Annotated in this window: 3 protein-coding genes; all 3 read right to left on the bottom strand. The window is 40.7% G+C overall.

Annotated elements, in window-relative coordinates; translation table 11 throughout:
* Positions 1-63: 63 nt before the first annotated feature.
* Positions 64-2043: a DNA primase gene (gene dnaG, locus ES765_RS17775; RefSeq protein ID WP_138115696.1), complete on the bottom strand. Its 1980-nt coding sequence runs from the start codon at positions 2041-2043 to the stop codon at positions 64-66.
* 584 nt (positions 2044-2627) lie between these two features.
* Positions 2628-10655, bottom strand: a complete 8028-nt coding sequence (locus tag ES765_RS17765; protein WP_249356562.1) for a malectin domain-containing carbohydrate-binding protein — start codon at positions 10653-10655, stop codon at positions 2628-2630.
* A gap of 24 nt (positions 10656-10679) precedes the next feature.
* A complete protein-coding gene (locus ES765_RS17760; protein ID WP_171017355.1) occupies positions 10680-18326 on the bottom strand; it encodes a malectin domain-containing carbohydrate-binding protein in 7647 nt (2548 codons plus the stop codon).
* Between the last annotated feature and the right edge of the window lie 777 nt (positions 18327-19103).

The following is a 19103-nucleotide window of genomic DNA, read 5'->3' as shown; positions in this document are numbered from 1 at the left end:
TGTCAAAAAATAAAAAATACCCGCCAATGGTGGGTATTTTTTATTTAAATCTTTTTTTATAGTCTAAGACAATACTCTATTCAGTTTTTGATTCAAAAGCTTGTTCAATTGAATATAGTTCATAATTTCTTCTATAGCTTCATGATTATCTGTAGATAAATCTTCCGTAGTTTGCTGTAAAGCACCCATCCTTTTTTTAATTAGAAAACAACGCAACGTCAAAATGGTCTCACTTACCAACTGTGATATACCTATTTCCTTTTTCTTCGGATAGATTTCCTTACTTTCCCAATTATGTAGCATGTACCGTTCCTCTTCCATCAATATAGAAGAAATCTGATTTGCCATTTCTTGGTCAAGACCATTCACAAATGTAGTTATAGAAAATTCTTTTTCTTCGTTCAGTGCCTCTATCAACTTATAATACATTTTTCGAAAATCGTCATTGGCCAGTTCAATCTCATCTTCTTGAAGGTCTAAATAAATTTTCTCATACACTTTAATTTCAGATGACTCAGGTTCCAATATCAAATCGCCCGCTTCATTTTCTTTCAGTACAAGATCTTCAAATTGTTCCTTTTGATCTCCGTAGAGCATTAATGATTCAATGATCTTTCGTTCCAACATATATTGCACATCAACTTTTTCAGGCTCGCTTTCAGTACGCACCACCTCAAAAGCCTTCTGCTCCTCTTGTTGTACTTTTCTTACATCTGATGCGCCCTTTTTATCTATCTGCGCTAAGGTGTTGAACAAAACAGCCTCAGATACATTCATAATCTTAGCACACTCTTGTATATAAATTTCCTTTTGTATTCGATCCGGAATCTTAGCGATACTGTTTACAATATCCCGTACCGTATCTGCCCTTTTAATAGGATCGTTAGATGCTTCTTCTACTAATAAGGATGCTTTAAACTGAATAAAATCTTTAGCGTTTTCCGCTAAATAGGAAACTATATCTTCTAATTCATTGTTCTTGGCAAAACTGTCTGGATCCTCACCTTGGGGGAACGTACAGACGCGAACGTTCATACCTTGTTCCAAGATTAAATCTATACCTCGTAACGAAGCCCTTAATCCGGCAGCATCCCCATCGAACAAAACAGTAATGTTTTTCGTCAATCGGTTAACTAGTCGAATCTGTTCTGGGGTCAAGGCCGTACCACTCGACGAAACTACATTATGAATACCTCTTTGATACAACTGAATAACATCGGTATAACCTTCAACCAAATAACAATTATCCTCTTTGGCTATAGCCTGTTTGGCATGGTAGATTCCGTAAAGCACTTTACTCTTATGGTAAATATCGCTTTCTGGCGAGTTGAGGTATTTGGCCGCTTTTTTATCATTGGTTAAAATACGCCCTCCGAAACCTAACACCCTTCCGCTCAAAGAATGGATTGGGAACATCACCCGACCTTTAAAACGATCAAATTTTCTTGGACTATTCGGATTATTAGCATCTTCCTTAACAATGGTAAGTCCCGTTTTTTCTAAATAATCCAATTTATACCCTTTGTCCAGCGCAGCTGTTGTAAAACCGTCCCATTGATCCAAACAATACCCTAATTCAAATTTATTAATGGTATCAGAAGTGAAACCACGTTCCTTAAAATAACTTAGACCGATAGCCTTACCCAACTCCGTATTCCAAAGCATTTCCTTAAAATGGGTTTGGGCGAATTCAGACACCAAATACATGCTTTCACGCTCATTGGCTTGTTCTTTATCTTCGTTAGACTGCTCTGTTTCCTCTACTTCAATCGTGTATTTTTTGGCCAGGTATTTTATAGCCTCAGGATAAGTAAAGTGCTCATGTTCCATTAAGAATGCCACGACATTACCGCCTTTTCCACTACTAAAATCTTTCCAAATTTGCTTTACAGGAGATACCATAAAACTAGGTGAACGCTCATCGGTAAACGGACTCAACCCCTTAAAATTGGAACCTGATTTCTTTAACTGCACGAAATCACCGATTACCTCTTCTAATCGAGTAGTTTCATAAACTTGATCAATAGTGTTTTTTGAAATCATTTAGGTATCCCTCAACCCCTCCTAAGGAGGGAAGTTTTATTTGTTGTCAATAAAAGTTAAATATATTAAAATTAATGCGGTTGATATGTTAAGAGAAGGCTAGAATCGCTATTTAATAACTTCGAACAAGGCTCATTTTATTTACTTAAATTAGGGTTTCAAATGTATCAATACTATATGATTCTTTTCTTTGGAACTCGACCCGGAAAGCAGGAAAGTAAGCAACTTATTCATAGTTCGTGTACTTATTGCCATCAACAAGGAACGTTAATGGCAGTAACTCAGCGTAACTATGTACATTTCTTTTGGATAAAGTTTTTCAAAATTTCTACCATAACAACTGTGCAATGCATGCACTGTAAACGTGCGTTTTACGAAAACGAGTTCACAAGTGAAATAAAAAGTGCTGTAAAAAATAAATAAACGTTGTGACACTTATGTTTCTGGATAAATCAGTTCCCGATTAAGATAACTGATTTTCTTCAGGTGAGACAGGTATTGGCCTATTTACCCCCTATAATGAAAAGAGGCCCAATTATGGACCTCTTTTCATTATAGGGACATTTAATTGATTTCATTCACTGCTATGGCATATTTGGTTCTTCTCCTGAAGTATTAAAATTCGATACTAAAACTGAAAAATCTTCAAGTCCAATGGAATTATCACCATTAAAATCTGACCTAGCATCGTAACCAGTTTCTCCCAAGTCCAACCCAAAGACCGAAACCAATATGGAGAAGTCCTCTAAACCTATCGTATTGTCTTCATTTGCATCGCCCATTAATAATTCTCCAATAGTGACCGCATTAGCACCTGCCTCCAAAGTCACAGTTTGTAAAACTTGTAAGGAATTTGGATACTTAACCGCTAATTGATAGGTCCCTGGGACAATAGTATTAACTGTTCCATCAATTGTCATAGTACCTGCTGCATCAGCGGTCGCCGTTACGTCATAAACCGCTGTTGTTGAACCAACATCATATAATTTAACGCTATAATCCCCGCTATGATTCGTTCTGGATTGCAAGGTTGCGGATATGTTGATATCTGCAGTTGTTCCTGCACAAGGCGGATCAACTTTTAATACCAGCACATTAGATGTTCTGCTCACTTGTTGATCAACGGCATAAGGTGTATTTGACACCACAGCAACAATATAATTCAGTCCTCCGTTAGGAGTACCTGTTGCTCCAACAGTTTCCAGTAGTGTTACCGGTATCTGCACAGTTCCTCCAGACCCAATAACACCAGTATACAGTGCTTTTGCCATGGCTTCGTTGGCATAATAGGTTTCATCAGGCACATTAAATGGTGGCTCCCCTGATTGAATATACAAACGACTGTCCATTACAAGTAATGAAACATTAGCACCAGGTGTTCCGCTCACCTCAATTGTTTGAGTGGGCGTTTCCACACATGACGGTGATACCGGAATACCTACCACCGCAATTGAAGGCGTTGCCAAGGCATTTGGGGCTACTACAGCCTGTCCGCCACCAAGACTTCCATCCTCGTATATTGTAGATACCAAGGTTGAGCCATCACTAAAGGTTATTGTAATTGTCGCCCCGATTAACTCAAAACCAGATACGGAACCTGCACCGCCCGCTCCCGGGACATCCTTAATACTATTTGGATCAATATCTACCGTAAAATCAAACTTTTCGGTAGGGTCAAAATCGGTAAAACTCATTCCCATGATATCATAGCCTCCATTTCGCGGTCCGGAAAACGGATTCACACAAGGGTTAGCCGGGCTTATAAAACCAACAGCTGCACCGCCATTATTAGCAGTAAGACAACTTGCAGTAGCATCTCCACCTGTTCCAACCGGGTCAAAAACATTATCTGGCAAAATACCCGTACTAATATCTATATTTATTCCTGTTATTTGAACATTACCGGTAGAGTTATTGGTGAGCTGAAGGCTACTCCCGCCATACGTACTCGCCCCGAGTGGGCCACCAGGGGTGATTTCAAGAAGCGCTGAAGGGTTACCGGATGCAGGCATATCTACCACATTCCAAATAAAATCAACTTGTGAGCTTAAAGAAGGTGCACACGCATCTGCAGCGGTTACGGTAACATTATAAGGGCTGTTATCTGCTGCTCCTGGAAATCCTCCAGTTTCTTGTTGAGATTCAGGAAAACCATCTAAATCTGTACCAGTGTAATTAGGCCCATCTACCTTATACATTGCAATTCTGTCAATGGCATGACCCGAAGACCTTTCCGAAATCTCCATTGTATAGGTTCCCGGATTAACGAACCAAACATAAATATTGTGAACATCATTGTCACTAGTGAATGCTTCCCATTGGTAAACTTCAGATTGCCCTCCAGCTAAATACGTTTTAAAATACCCGTTACTACCCGATCCATTAGGTGTAGTCCCGCTAGTTATTCTGGAACTCCCAATTGGAAAAACAATTTCGGATTGCGGCCCTTGTAAATTGGTGATGATTTGTGCTTCTGTTCCCAGAGCTCCTGCTGAATTATCCGTTCCAAAAAACCAAACATCGTTATTATTTGCAAAACGTAACCAACTATCATTCTCATCAGCGGAAGTGGGACCGCTATAAAAACTATTCCAAATCAAACGATAAACACCTGTAGTAGTTATGTTAATCTCATAAGGTATTGTTCCACCCTTTTGCTGACCAAGACTATTGGTCCCGCCAAGAATTCCTGTTTCGCCGTCAAGATTAGTTATTGACCAGTTTGGTACTAAATTGCCGGATTCCGCCTCTATTATTACAATGCCATCTTCTTCAATAAAAGCACCTTCAGTTCCTGTACCTGTTCCTTGTAATATGGTACCGGTAATTAGTCCCGTAGTTGGATCTATATTTAAAGTAGGAGGCAATCCTGTTGCCGAAAACGTAATATCCCCACATTCATCCAAATCGTCATCAGAGGCAATTACTTGCAAGCCAACCACATCCCCTTCTATACTCTGTTGTATCCCGGGATTGATTACAAGAGGCGGTGAATTCGTTGTTGATATCGTACCTCCCAAAATTTCAATAGCTTTTATATTAGGGTTTTCGATACCTTGTAAAAAATCAATATCTAAATTACCATCAGCCACAGTTACATTAAATGTTTCTACTCCGGCCGTATTCCAACCATAAGTTGCTGTTTGATCAAAATCATCCAGTACAAGATTTCCTTCAATTTCTACATCAAACAAACGAATTCCGTTGGTTTGTGCTCCTGTCCAGACTTCGGCAAAAATTAAATTTACCGTATAATCGCCGTTAGGAACAGTGAAATTCCATTGCATATTGTCCGGATTTGCAACATTACTGTAACGCTCTGTTGCAAATACGTTATCAGGGTAACCCGTATTATTAGTGCCTGTAAAATTTGCAACCCCAAAAGTAATATCAGCTGCCGGCGAAACAAGATTTATATACGTTGATGGCGTACCGGTGTTGGCAGTGCCATTGGCGGTTACCACAGCTTGATCTTCAGTCCAATCAGGATTCGGCCCGTCCGTTGCGGTCACTAGAGCTCCTCCGGTATTGATACGAAATAAAACATCCGCTACACCCGCACCGGATATCAGGGAAACCACTGAGGTTGAACCATCGTCATAAGTCAATGTAAGGGATGCAGATTCTCCTTCGGCCGCCCCTGTATGATTTACTACAATATTTGTAGTTTCTCCAGGACCAATCAGTAAAAATGATGCATCGGTTACAATCGTAAAGGCTGCCGCATTGGCACCAGTCAATTGAGCATCTGTTATAATAATCCCTACATTTCCGCCCGTATTAGAAACAGGAACATTTAAGCCACCTCCGGTTGGAACCGATTCAGATGCCGAAACCACTAGCTGGCTGGCTGTAAGCACTGCTCCTGTCGGATTATCGCTTCCGTAGAATTCCATATTTTTCATTTTTCCACCGCCTCCTTTGGAATTGGAGCCAGCAACCACATGAATTCCATCTCCGGAAACAATTGCCTGTGTTCCGTGGCGTTCTGTAATTAAACTTACTTTTGTTGTCCAGTTTCCTGTTGAGGGGTTATATGCCTGGGTTGTATTTACAGCATCGTTTATTACAGTCCCATCTAACTCATTTTCAATTTCACCACCAATGAGATACAATTCATTTTGCAGAACGGCAACCGAAGCTGCAGCCCTTGGTCTAAAGTCTGTTGTCACAGGCAAAGTAGACCAGTTACCCGAAGTAAAGTTATAAACATCTACCTCAGCAATAAGTGGTTGAAATACACCTCCCGTACCACCGGAAAGCCTTCCGCCGGCGACATATAAATTATCTCCAATAACGGCAGCATGGAAATGATCTCTTGCCCTGGGAGCATCCGTTAACGTAGTCCATACCCCGGTTACAGGATCAAATTCATCAAACCATGTTCCGTAACCCCCATCGTGGCCATCATTGTTTCCAGCTATGATATAAAACTTATCATTATAAACTACTAAACCTGCAGATCCTCTTTTTCTTGCTGTAGGTATTTCAGGGCCCTTAATCCAAACATCCTCCACCGGGTTATAGGCATAAACATTATCCGCCGGAACTTCATTAGGAAAAGTATTGGTTTTAAAAGCACCAATGACCCAAATCAATCCTTTGTGTTCCAGTGCCTGGAAATGGTTAAACTCCTGAGGAGCAGAATTGGATATTGTGCTCCAAGTCTTAGCCTGGTAATTATAAACATCCAGACTGGTTGAATTTTCTCTTCCGCCAAACAAATAGAATTTATCCCCGGCCTGTACAAAAGAACATTCATGCCTTGCTGTATAAGCTTCATCATCAGTTTGATTGGTCCAAAGGTCTCCAATTGTTCCTGTAGTAACTGTCCAGATGAAATTAAATGTAATTTGATCGGTAGAATCAGCATCGGAATCATCTGCTGTTACTGTCACTTCATAAGGACTGGCCACATTAGCGTCTGGACTTATGGTACCATATATATTGCCATTGGTTGGTTCAATAAATACGCCTGGAGGCAACCCTGTTGCAGAATATTGAATATTACCATCTCCTCCCTGCACTACGGCTACTAGGGAACCATCTAACGCCTCGCCTGCGCTGTTGGTTTGATTAGATACTGTAGTATCCCATGTAATTGGATTTCCGCCTCCACCTGTCTGATTTAGAATGGCGATTGCAGACACTTTTGCATTATTGGTAACTGTGGTAAATACAATATTTAATATCCCATCAGTAACAGTTACCGGAAATAATTTGACTACAGCGTTTCCAGGCCCAACGTCAGCAAAAATGTCATAATTGGTCAATTCTTCGGCTCCGCCTTCAATATTAACATTAAATACACGACTTCCAACACCACCTGCAGAACCACCTCCCGATAAACCAAAATAGACTTCAGCAAAATGTAGTTCTATTGTATAATCGCCGTTGGCAACAGCCAAATCATAACTGAAATCTCCAAATCGTTCTGTTTGGTAAAGTAAATCATCTGTTGTATTACCAATCGCCTGAGCAGTATTTGCGTAAAGACCTCCACCAGTAAAATAATTATCGGCTTCCCAAACATCGCTATTGCCATCCGTATAATTAGACCCATTTGAATTTACCCGAAATAAAGCAACTGCCTCTTCGAGTACTTCTACATTAAAAATTTGTTCAATAAATAAATTATTACCATCGGTAGCACGAACAGTAATAGCACTTGTTTCGGCTGTTGAAGGAAAGGTAATATCGAGCGTATTTCCGGTTACACTTGCACCAATAGCGGGATTTGAGTTGTTCTCCACACTGTAAGTTAAACCAGCGTTACCTCCGTCATCACTAAAATAATTATCCAGATTAAAAGTAGTAGGTGTAGCACCAATAATTACACTTAGATCAGGTATTTGTTGTTGAATTGTGGGCTGGCTACCTTGAACATAAAGGTAATCCCAGCTACCTTCCAGTTCTACACCTGGCGTATATGAGCTACCTATGAAACCAACGGTCAATATGCTACCAGTATTCTGAATTGCGTTAAGGACAGCGCCTTGAGCTGTAATTGTGCCTAATTCTTGAAAAGGAGTAGCACCATCAAAAGAATATAATAAAGATACTTGTCCTGTAACTGAGTTAACGGCAAAGCGCATGACCACATCATTGGACGGACGGTTTCCGGTCGGAATTGTTAAACTAAGAGCTGTACCACTTTGTGGTGAATCACCAATCTCCTGAATAGCTTCCAAACCATTTTGAGTGATCACAAATTTAATAAAGTTACTTTGTGTACCGTCTCCAATAAATAGACCTAGTTCACCAAGGGCTGGGGCACTGGACCCGTAAAGTTGCAATGGGTCGTCGAAATTAAACAAACGACCCTCCACAAGAAATGCAGAAGTACTTTGATCTACATTTACCCCATACTGAAATGCTTTTTCCTGATCATTAGCACTTCCGTCTGCCGTTCCCGAAGTCATTTGTATAGTCATAGCCCCCACTGCACCCCCAAGAATATCATTAGGGTTCGGACCTGCATCTACCACGTCCAGCCAATTAAGCCAGTTCGGGTTGGCATCCCCATTATTCATAAGACCGGTAAACCCAAGACCTAGATATCCTTTAAATGAGAAATCCGATAATAGTTCATTTATTACAGGCAGGTCAAACGCATCACTACCGCTATCAGTAGGGTCACCTAATTGTAAAGGGTCTACTGAGTCAGGAATACCATCATTATCGTCATCCGTATCATTCAAATCAGAAACCAAAGTACCGCCTGCTGCTTTGTCAAAATCACTTGGTTGATCTCCACCATTACATATATCCGAACCGCTTTCAATTTCATCCTTGTTAGTATAGCCGTCACCATCATTATCTGCATTTTCATCATACCCAGTTTCCCCAGGCAGGATGCAAATCACAAAATCCTGAGGTTCCAATACCCTGATATTGTTATCATAAGAAGCAATCCAAATGGTACCTGGGAAAAAATCCGAATCACTATTACAGGTAATACCAAGTACATTGTTACCTAGGTTAGTAGCAAAATTTTGAGTCAATGTATTGAGCGTATTGTTAGCATTGAGTTGCACCCTCCAGATGCTCCCTCCTTTTCCAGCTATTAAATCCCCCTGCATAGCACCTCCAAAGTTAGAAGCCGTGTATTCATCTATACCATTAGTATTATTACCCCAGGTTGTAATATTCACATCATCAGGACCATCAGGATTAGAGCCACTAGGTGAACGCCAGTCGCCTTCAACCGCATTTGAAGATTGAACAGGTGGCCAGTCAGCGGGTAATCCTAAATTAGGATTTGTAGTGGAACCAGGGGTAGAGCCATCAGGATCGTATTTTTGTGTCCTGAAAATCGCTCCTGTTGTATTATTTATTGAAGGATTTGTGTATAAACCCGCACCGGAAGGATTGGCCCGTATAGGTGTAGGATGGCCTCCATAAAAACTACCAAAAACATAATTCTGTATATCATCGGTGACAATGGTTAAGTGATCTTTGTTATCCACTTGCTCCCCATCTGCGGTTGGCGAACTACTACCGGGCTCACCAGAAAGATAGTTATTGGTAACTAATGAATTACTACTACCATCAAGTAAGCCTTCGTTTTCAGGTAAACCTCCCCATCCACCATTGGCTCCGTTATCTGTAACAAAAACCTTACCGTCCTGTGTAACGACAAGATCGTAGCTATTCCTGTATCCTGGAGAAAAAATTTGAATAGGACCTCCTGGCACAATCTTTGCTTGATTTAAACCGTCGTTCCCACCAAAAGGATCATTAACGTCAATCCCAGTATAACCCATAGCATTAGGATCAATTGGTCCAAGATTATTTCTTGTAGGATCATCAACGGTTGGGAGATCATATATATAATTTCTAACACCATCATTGTCAATTGGCATTGTTTCCAGCATGGTCAGGTTAACCGACAAAATGGCGGCAGAAAGTGCATATTCAGTTGTCCAAGCGAAATTATCTGAAGGTGATCCAGCATTGGCATGACCGCCTTGAGAAACAATAAGATAATCAGAACCGTTTATTGTGACAAACTCAAGACCGTTAGTGGCGTGATTTTCCTCGGAACGCGGTAACCCCCTAACAATATCTACTGCGTCCCAGGTAGAACCATTCCATGTTATTCTGGTAATTACACCGGAATTTGTATCCAAATTCTGGTCTCCACTTGGGCCCCCAACACGAGCATCACTAGAGGTCGCATAAATTATTGGATTTGTAGGCGTACCTGCAACCGTAATACCGGTAGCTTCACGAGTATTCCCTCCGTTTGAAGTACCATCATCGTTGTGATTAGGAATATCTTTTACTAATGTTAGTTCCTCACTTGCAGTAACCACGTAGTTATCCACACCATTTCGCTGAATTGCAAAAATATCTATAAGCCCTCCATTCTGAATAACATAGAGTCTTCCATCAGGCCCAAACATCAAAGATGTTCCTTGGCTTACGTTACTACCGCTTAGGTTAAGATTACTAGTGCTAAAGGATTGCGCACTCATTTGCGCTGTTAACAACAGCAAGCATATAAATGTTAGTAAACTTTTCCGTTTAACTTGTGAATCACGATACCGGATTCCTGCTTTCTGGACATTAACTTCCATCCTATTATTATTTAAAAAATAGTTTTTCATTTCCTATAAATTTTCTTAAACTAGTTAATATCGATCTATTAACATTTGTTGTTGATATTGTATCCCCTTGCTATCCACGGTCTTTATAAAATAGGTTCCAATGGGAAGGTCATATACATTAAAGTCAATAGTTCTACTATCAAGACCAAAGGGTTCCTTAATTGTCTTAATAAGCCTTCCAGTAACATCAAAAATTAAAATCTCTTCTATAAGAATGTGTTCTTCAAAAGACATGGTAACCTGTTCATGGGCCGGATTCGGAGCTATACTCATCTCATTCACTAGTGTCTTAGCCACTACAGGTGACTGATTGACAGGCGGGCCGTCAATTATAGAGAAATTAATAATCTGGGGTGGTCCTAAATTTGGATCAGCAACAAGGGTATAATTTCCTACTGGAAATGGTTTTCCCAGGATATCCACACCTATATCTCCAAATAATGAATGAGGAGCCGGGCCTTCATATCTATTTTCGTTGATAGGGCCGGTCAAAGTAAACTGGACACCAGCCGGATTGAGGCTTGTATTAAAAATAATACCCAATGGCGTATTCCCAATAGTGGCCTTATTAATCTGTAAGCCATCCGTCAAAGCAAATAGTACAGTATCATCCGTGGCATCGAGCACTAGTAAGGCCGCATTACTGGTTTCCGTAGTAACGGTTATACTTCGGGTTGCCGAGTTGGAACATCCATTTGTGTCTGTATAGCTATAAGTTATTGCATACGTACCAACCCCAATAACCGGGTTAAATGCAGTACCGGTTACCCCAGTACCTGAATATGTTCCCCCTGCAGGTGACCCGCCGGTTAATGTGAATGCAGGAGCTGTATTCAACACACTTGCAAATGGTGTTAACGTTACAGCCGGCAGCGGCGGACCAGTTAAAGTAAAGGTCAACGTTTTGGAACAACCATTGACATCCCTAACAATAACACTATGCGGACCTACAAGTAAATTGTTGGCCGTAGCAGTGGTTTCTCCATTATCCCACTGATAAGTGAATGGGGAAACACCGCCCAAAGGAACAGCAGTAGCACTTCCAACGCCTAAACATGTGGATGGGTTAGTAATACCGGATAAGCTGGCATTAAAACTTGCACATACAGGGTCTTTATCTGTAAGTTCAAAGTTTACTGTTAACGCAATACCAGGCGTTCCCCCAAGACTACTGCCCGAATATGGGTTTGCGGTTAAATTATAATTACCAATTACAAAGGCCTGCGCCGCATAGTTACCAGAACTATCTCCATATAAGGCATAGGGTGCGAAATTTTCGGTTGCGGTTTTAGCTAGTGTACCTGTAAGCTGCATCCGAACACTCTTTACATCTGAAGTGCTATTTGCCCTAATATTCAGATTTAAAGTCGGTAATGTTGTAACATCAATTATCATCCCGTTGGTAATCGTCATGATATCCTGCTCATTATCTGCATTTACCAAGGTAAAACTCGTCACGGAAAGTACCGTTGGAACAGCTTCCACTATCAAAGTAATTGGAATACTGGCATTGGTATATCCGCTAACCGGACCTGCGGTTAGTGTTGCGTTGTGCGTACCGGGTGTTAATCCCGTGGCATCCAAATTCACTTCATAAGAAGTTCCCTGATCGGCAGCACTTGTGGTCGATACCCAGGTCGCCGTATTACTTGTTACATTATCGATAATAGACATTGCAGCTGGTGTTGGTATGGTACTTGCATCATCTGAATCCACCACATAATTTACCATAGCAGTTTGTCCTTGAAAAAGATTCACTGATATAGCGGAAGGTGCGATAGTCAAGGAAGCAAGTGTCGCTGGCACTATGATTACATTAAATGTACACGGGACTGAATTCAAATCGATATCTGTCGCGGTAAGTGTTACAGGAACGGTTCCGGATACATTAGTACCAGGAGCTGGTGATTGTGTAATCATAACACTAGAATCACAATTGTCACTTACCACAGCTAATCCAGTAAAATCTGGCAGTATTGCATTCCCGGCAAGGTCTCCCTGTACCGTTCCATCAACGGGACAAGTAATTTCCGGAGCTTCCAAATCATTAACCGTTACATCAAAACTACATGTTGCTGTTAGGCCTGCAGCATCTGTTGCTGTTACGCTAACCGTTGTGGTTCCTACATCAAACATAGAACCACTAGCCACAGAATAGCTAATCGTTACCCCGGGCAGATTGTCCGTAGCAATTGCATTGAAGGTGACTAACGCGCCACAAACTCCGGCATCATTAGCTACTATTATATCATCAGGACATGATGTAATTACCGGGTCTTCCGTATCCGGAGCCACACTAATAGTAACCGTCCATTCTTTTGTAGTATCATCCTCTGCAGTTACTGTATACGTTTGAGGCGTTGTGAAATCCCTCGGTGTACCTGAACTAGGGCTTATTTCCGCAGCATTGGAAATTACAATTGTTGGCGCCAGAGCGGTAACAAGAGTTCCTGTGCTTACCGTTAACGCTATAGTACCTGTGCCTGAATTAATACTCTCATTACTAACCTGTTCTGTGATATCAAAACCAAGGATCTCTTTCCCACTGGAAACAGGAGCTGTAATGATTACTTGTTGCTGGCATGTTCCTTCCAGATTATTGTTGTCCGTTACGGTCCAAAGAACCGTAGTAATCCCCAATGGGTATGGATCAGTGAGTAGAAGACCGTCACTACGCGAACCTACAACTGTTTTTACTCCACAAGCATCACTAGCCGTAGGAGGAGTCAACATAACCACCTGATAACTAGCACTTGTGATAAATATATCTGTAGCACAAGCCACTACAGGAGGTGTGCCATCAATGACTGTCACTGTTGTGGTACAAGTAGCTACGTTGCCATTCGTATCGGTAATAGTCAAGGTAACCGTATTATCCCCCACATCATTACAATCGAAGTCGCTGGTACTCAAAAACAAATCTACAATTCCAGCGGCATCATCGGAGCCGTTATCGATATCTGCCGGGGTAATGGTAGCCTGCCCGTTAGAATCCAACTCAACATTAATGTTTTGACATATTGCAGTAGGCGCCACATTATCCTCTACCGTAACCACAGCGGTACACGTTGAGGAGTTACCACTGGAATCCGTGACCGTTAGTATCACCGTATTAAGACCAACATCGCTGGTATCAAAATCACTAATATCTATATCTGTATTGACGATAGCTACATTGTCAGTAGACCCGCCATCAACATCGGCTGTCGTTAAGCTTCCAGTACCATTGGCATCTAGTTGCAGCGTAAAATCAGTACAAACAGCTGTCGGGGTCAAATTATCTTCTATAGTCACATTCGCCGTACAAGTAGCAGTGTTATTATTTATATCTGTTACCGTAAGAGTAACAAGATTGGTGCCCAAATCTGCTACTGTAAAACTATTTACATCAATAGCCAGACTTGCGATACCATCATTGTCAGAAGAACCACCATCTACATCAGCTGCGGTAATTGATGCATTTCCAGTCGCATCAAGTTCTACAGTAATATTCTGACAAAGTGCTATTGGATCTGTAGTGTCTGGCAGGGTAACTGTAAAGTTGACTATTGCCTGAGCTGGTGGATTTGTGAATTCATTATGAAATTGGTCTGCTACACGAATAATGAGCGTATTGACTCCTTCCTGAATCCCATTTCCAAGACCATTCTTGGAAAGTGCTCCACTGGTCTCATCAAACACAAAGTTAGTGTCATCTATCTTCCAAGGTGCAGATGGCGCTGTGGAAATCCGCGTTTCTGTATCTATAGCATTTATATTCGGTGGATTAATATAAACATGAAAATGCTCTGCATTACCAAATAAGACACCCAATGGATTTGCCGTAACATTTACTGTTAATGAATTTAAGACTTCACTTTCAGTAGGTGCGGCAAAAGTGACTTCAGGCGCCGATACGTTTACTGTAAAAGTATCTGATCCAGGAAGACCCTCAGAATCTGTTACGCTGGCCGTTACTATTGTGCTGCCAGGTCTAACAAAGCTCGCATCAACAACTGCCCCTATAGTACCAGAACTAAAAACAGTCTCGTTATCATCTGAAGACCAATTTATAGTGGCAGAGATGTCGCCATCCTTAGCGTCAATAGCCTCTCCTATGAAGCTAACATTTGTTCCCCTGCTTACATTTATGTTCGCAGGACCTGTAATCGCTACAGTTGGAGGGGTATTCGGTGGTGCAACCGAAACACACAGTCCATTAAGTTTCGGATTATCAGCAGTACTGGTAATTACAATATCAAGAAAGGCATCAGTAACGGTTGTAGAAAATGTTAAGGTAGCAGCTGTAAATTTGCCATAGTCTTCAAATAAATCAAGACCAGTCAATACTTCTATTCCTTCTATAGTGATATTTAAGACTCGCGCATCATTAGCATTCGCAAATAATTCCGCCATATATAGATCTACTGTAAAATCTCCATTTCCTGTTGGAATATTGTATTGTAATCCTCCGGCAGCAGCGGTCCAATGTTCAGACTGAAATAAATCTTCCTCTCCACTTCCGGAAGTTGTACCAATAATGGCCTGACCGGCAGGGGTGTTATAAAAATTTTCCTCTGCTGGGGTAACATACTGATCTGCAATAAAGGATTTTCCAAAAGCTGTAATAGGCCCCTGATCACCAGAATTGATACATAGCGGTAAACTTAACGGGGCACCTATGATCCAGTTAAATTCACTAGTACTTGTATCATCTTCATCATCAGTTGCTGTGATAACAACTGCATAAGGGCTATTTGTTTCTGCCCCTACATCGATAGTTCCGTTAATAGCCCCGGTATTCAGGTCTATACTTAAGCCCGATGGTAAAGTGCCATTGTCCGAGAAGGTAACAGAATCGCCTCCATCGGGGTCATTTGCTGCTACAGCGAGACCTATTGGCGTATCACCTTCCAGGTTATTCTGATCTGTAATTTCTGCGGTGAAAACAGGGCTGGCGTTTAGCGTAAAGTTAAAATCTCTAATATTGGCACCTCCATTAAAATCAAAACGCAAGGTTTGCACACCCGCATTGGTGAAATTTACTTGAGTCTTATAAGAAACATATGTCTGCCAGCCTGTTTTGAGGACACTTATGGATCCTATGGGTACAAAACCTCCGCCGTTTTCCTCTGAAAAAGTAATCACAGTAGTTCCATTGCTTCCTTTACCGGAAAATAATTCAAGATCGTAGACCCCTGCGTTAGGGACGTTAATAACATATTCCACAAAATCTCCATTGTCTATGTAGCCAGCGTTTTCAGATGCATTTACCTCAATTGCGACTGTAAACTGTGGCGCTGGTGGTGGAGTGGCAGCCGCATATTTATACCAAGGTAATGGGCTGCTAAAAGTTTTTCCCAAGATTTGATTAGGAATATCTTGGGCTATATTTATATCAAAGGAGGTTGTCACAGATTGGTTGACGCCATCATCTGCAGTAACTAATGCAGAATATGACCTTCCATCTGTTAGACCAGTTGGCCAATTTAAAGTATAACTACCTGATCCTACTGGATTTTCGGTAAAAGTATAACCAGAAACTGTACCTCCTGAAGTGTAAGGATCTGTATTAGCACTGTGAACAACACTTTTATCATAAATTTCAATAGATGCGAAAGTATCTGTATCGTCATTTACTTGAATATTTAAATCAAGTGTTGTGCCTTCTGCAATTTTGGCATCATCAATATCAACTATAGTAGGGGAATCATTCCCTGGCACCGGATTAATAACCAAAGTAAACTCTTCCGTAACCGGAGAATTGGTGCCATCAGAAATGATGGCATTGATGGTATATGTATTGGCATCCGTAGCTAATGGTGTTCCCTGAATTTGATTTGTGGCTGGGTCATAAGATAAAGAAGCAGGCAAACCATTGAATACGACACTTAGCACATCACTCTCAGGATCTACGATGTTTAAAGGGTCTGCAACGGCTACCAAAGCATCATAAGTTAGGTCACCTATAGCGGTTACAGGATGCAGGTTGGCGCTGGTTACTGCAGTAACACACAAACCGGATAATTTACCATTATCAACAGCTGCCGGGCCAATTCCTACTTGGAGCGAACCATCCGTAACGTTTACATAATAGGTACGTGTAATAGCAGTTTGAAATGTAGAAATTCCGTCTTTTATTGGATCAACCATCTCGTACTCATCCAAAATAACATTGCCTTCCAATAAAACATCAAAAATACGTTTGTTAGTTTCCGTATGAAATACCTCAGTAAAATAGAGGTTCACCTGATAAAAGCCATTAGTTACAGGTATATCATAGGTATATGGGGAAGTACCATTTGCACCTATTTTACCACCATAAATCTCTTTCTGAAAAAGCAAAGTTTCGTCACCGGCTATAGCATTTGTTATGGGTCCAGTATACCCGTCATATAGTAAACCATTAGTACGAGCAAATCCAAGTCCGGTTGGAGGCGTAGTTGCAGAATCCCCTACAAAATTTCTACCGAAAGCTGTAAGGTCACCCGATCCGGATGCGATACATAATTGAAAAGGATCTGTTGCGATTTCACTAAAACTAACACTAATGTCTGCGCCTTCAGTTACGTTCATAAGTGTATAAGAAGCAGTTGGAACAGGAAGAACAGGAATGCCATCAACCAAAACCTCGGCTACTTCATAACCTGTATCTGGAGTGATTGCAAAAAATTGGCTTCCTCCCTCATTTACCGTGGCGTTAAATGGATCTATGGTTCCATTAGGGCCTGCTGTTGCTGTGACAGTATAACTAGTAACAGTTGGAGTATCCACGGTCCAAGCAAAATTTTGTGAGTTGCTCAAAATGGGTATTCCGTCGTCAGTGGCAGTGACCGCAACGTCATAAACTCCTGTATTAAGAGAACCTGCTGTTGCCGCTCCGACCTCGATTGTTCCAGAAATCAATCCATTTGAATCAATAACAAGTCCAGCGGGCAGGTTAGTAGCTTGATAGATTACGGTATTTCCATCAGGATCAGTCGCGCTCGCATCAAGCGTAACAATATCCTGTTCAATATTTATTTGGTCGCTTATATTATTGTCAAAAACCGGGGGTTCGTTAACGATACCCACGTTGATTACAGCACCCGTTGCGGAATCAAGAATTACCGTACCAGGATTAACACCACTTGTAATTTTAGATGGATTAACACCATTAAAATCGACAGCACTATTGCCATTGGCAATCGCTTGGACCTCAATGATAAGAAAGTTAAATGTTCCATCGAAAGGGACAACACCAAAATTTGGAATCCCTGCCGCGAAATCGATGGTCCCATTTATATTGTCAAACGATGGAGCAATTAACAGATTATCAAAAGGAGCCGTTTTTGTAATGCTGTTGACCTGAAGGATGTTTTCATCAAAAGTCATATGAACTTCACCTCCATTTGCTGCCTCACTAGTTGTTATGACAACAGTAAGGTTAAATACCTCACTTAGAGTTGCTGTTTTCGTCGCAGGAGTAACAGTAAAAGTAGCCTGTGCCAAAATAGAACCTGTAAAGCCCATGAACATACAAAGTACCAACAAGGAAAGAGTTCTCTTACCAGGTACATATATACGCGATTCCGGCAGGATATCTGACTGTTTGCCAGGATTAACAAATGAGATTAAGTCCTTTACATTGCGAAGAACGCCTGTCAACGAACGTATTGCCTTGGTACTGTAGTTGGTTGTGAAAATCTGCATAGTGTGGGATGTTGGTGTAACTATTATTATTTTTTTGGTATTTAAAATATTCATGCTACCTAGTGGAAAAGTTTCCTTTTTTCCTAGGTGAACCAAAACTAATATGTAGAAGTGAAAATATAAGTTTAACCCACAGTTTATTGAACACGTGAGACGCATTAGAAGACAATTCTTAATGTTACTTAAAGTAATTTTCAATCATATAAACTCAGTTTGGTTACAACCATAACTAAGCAAATATTCATAGGGATTTGGGCAAAACCGCTATTGAAAAAATAAAAAACAATGGAGGGGGAAACTTATAATATTTATATTTTGAAACTAACCTGTAGGAAGATTATAACAAAAATATCATACCATTCTTACTTATTTGTATTCCGTTTTATAAAACATTTTAAATGTTCAAATTAAAACCGACAAACTACAAATAGCTGCTACTAATTTCGATAAAGTGCATATTTATTCGGTTAACTTACTAGTTTTCACTACCCAAATCCAGGTTAAGTTTTTAAGGTATTCTTATTTTTTAAGATAATTTCATACCATCTTTATGTTGAACTTTATCCTCCTTTTCTTTTATTCTGAATAGTATCCATAATAACCTTTTCGTCACCAAGTTCAATTATCGTATTAATATAAATTCCACTTAACCCCTAAAACGAACCACCCAACTATGCCCTCTCTTCTCCAAGAGTAAGGAACAATAATCATTCTGGCGGCAATACTTTTCAATGTCCTTACTATTTTCGTATAACGGTATATAGGACAACTCTAAAT

The organism is Maribacter sp. ACAM166, assembly GCF_005771495.1.
Lineage (GTDB): Bacteria > Bacteroidota > Bacteroidia > Flavobacteriales > Flavobacteriaceae > Maribacter.
The sequence above is the reverse complement of the archived record's forward strand: the minus strand, read 5'-3'. Positions and strand labels throughout refer to the sequence as shown.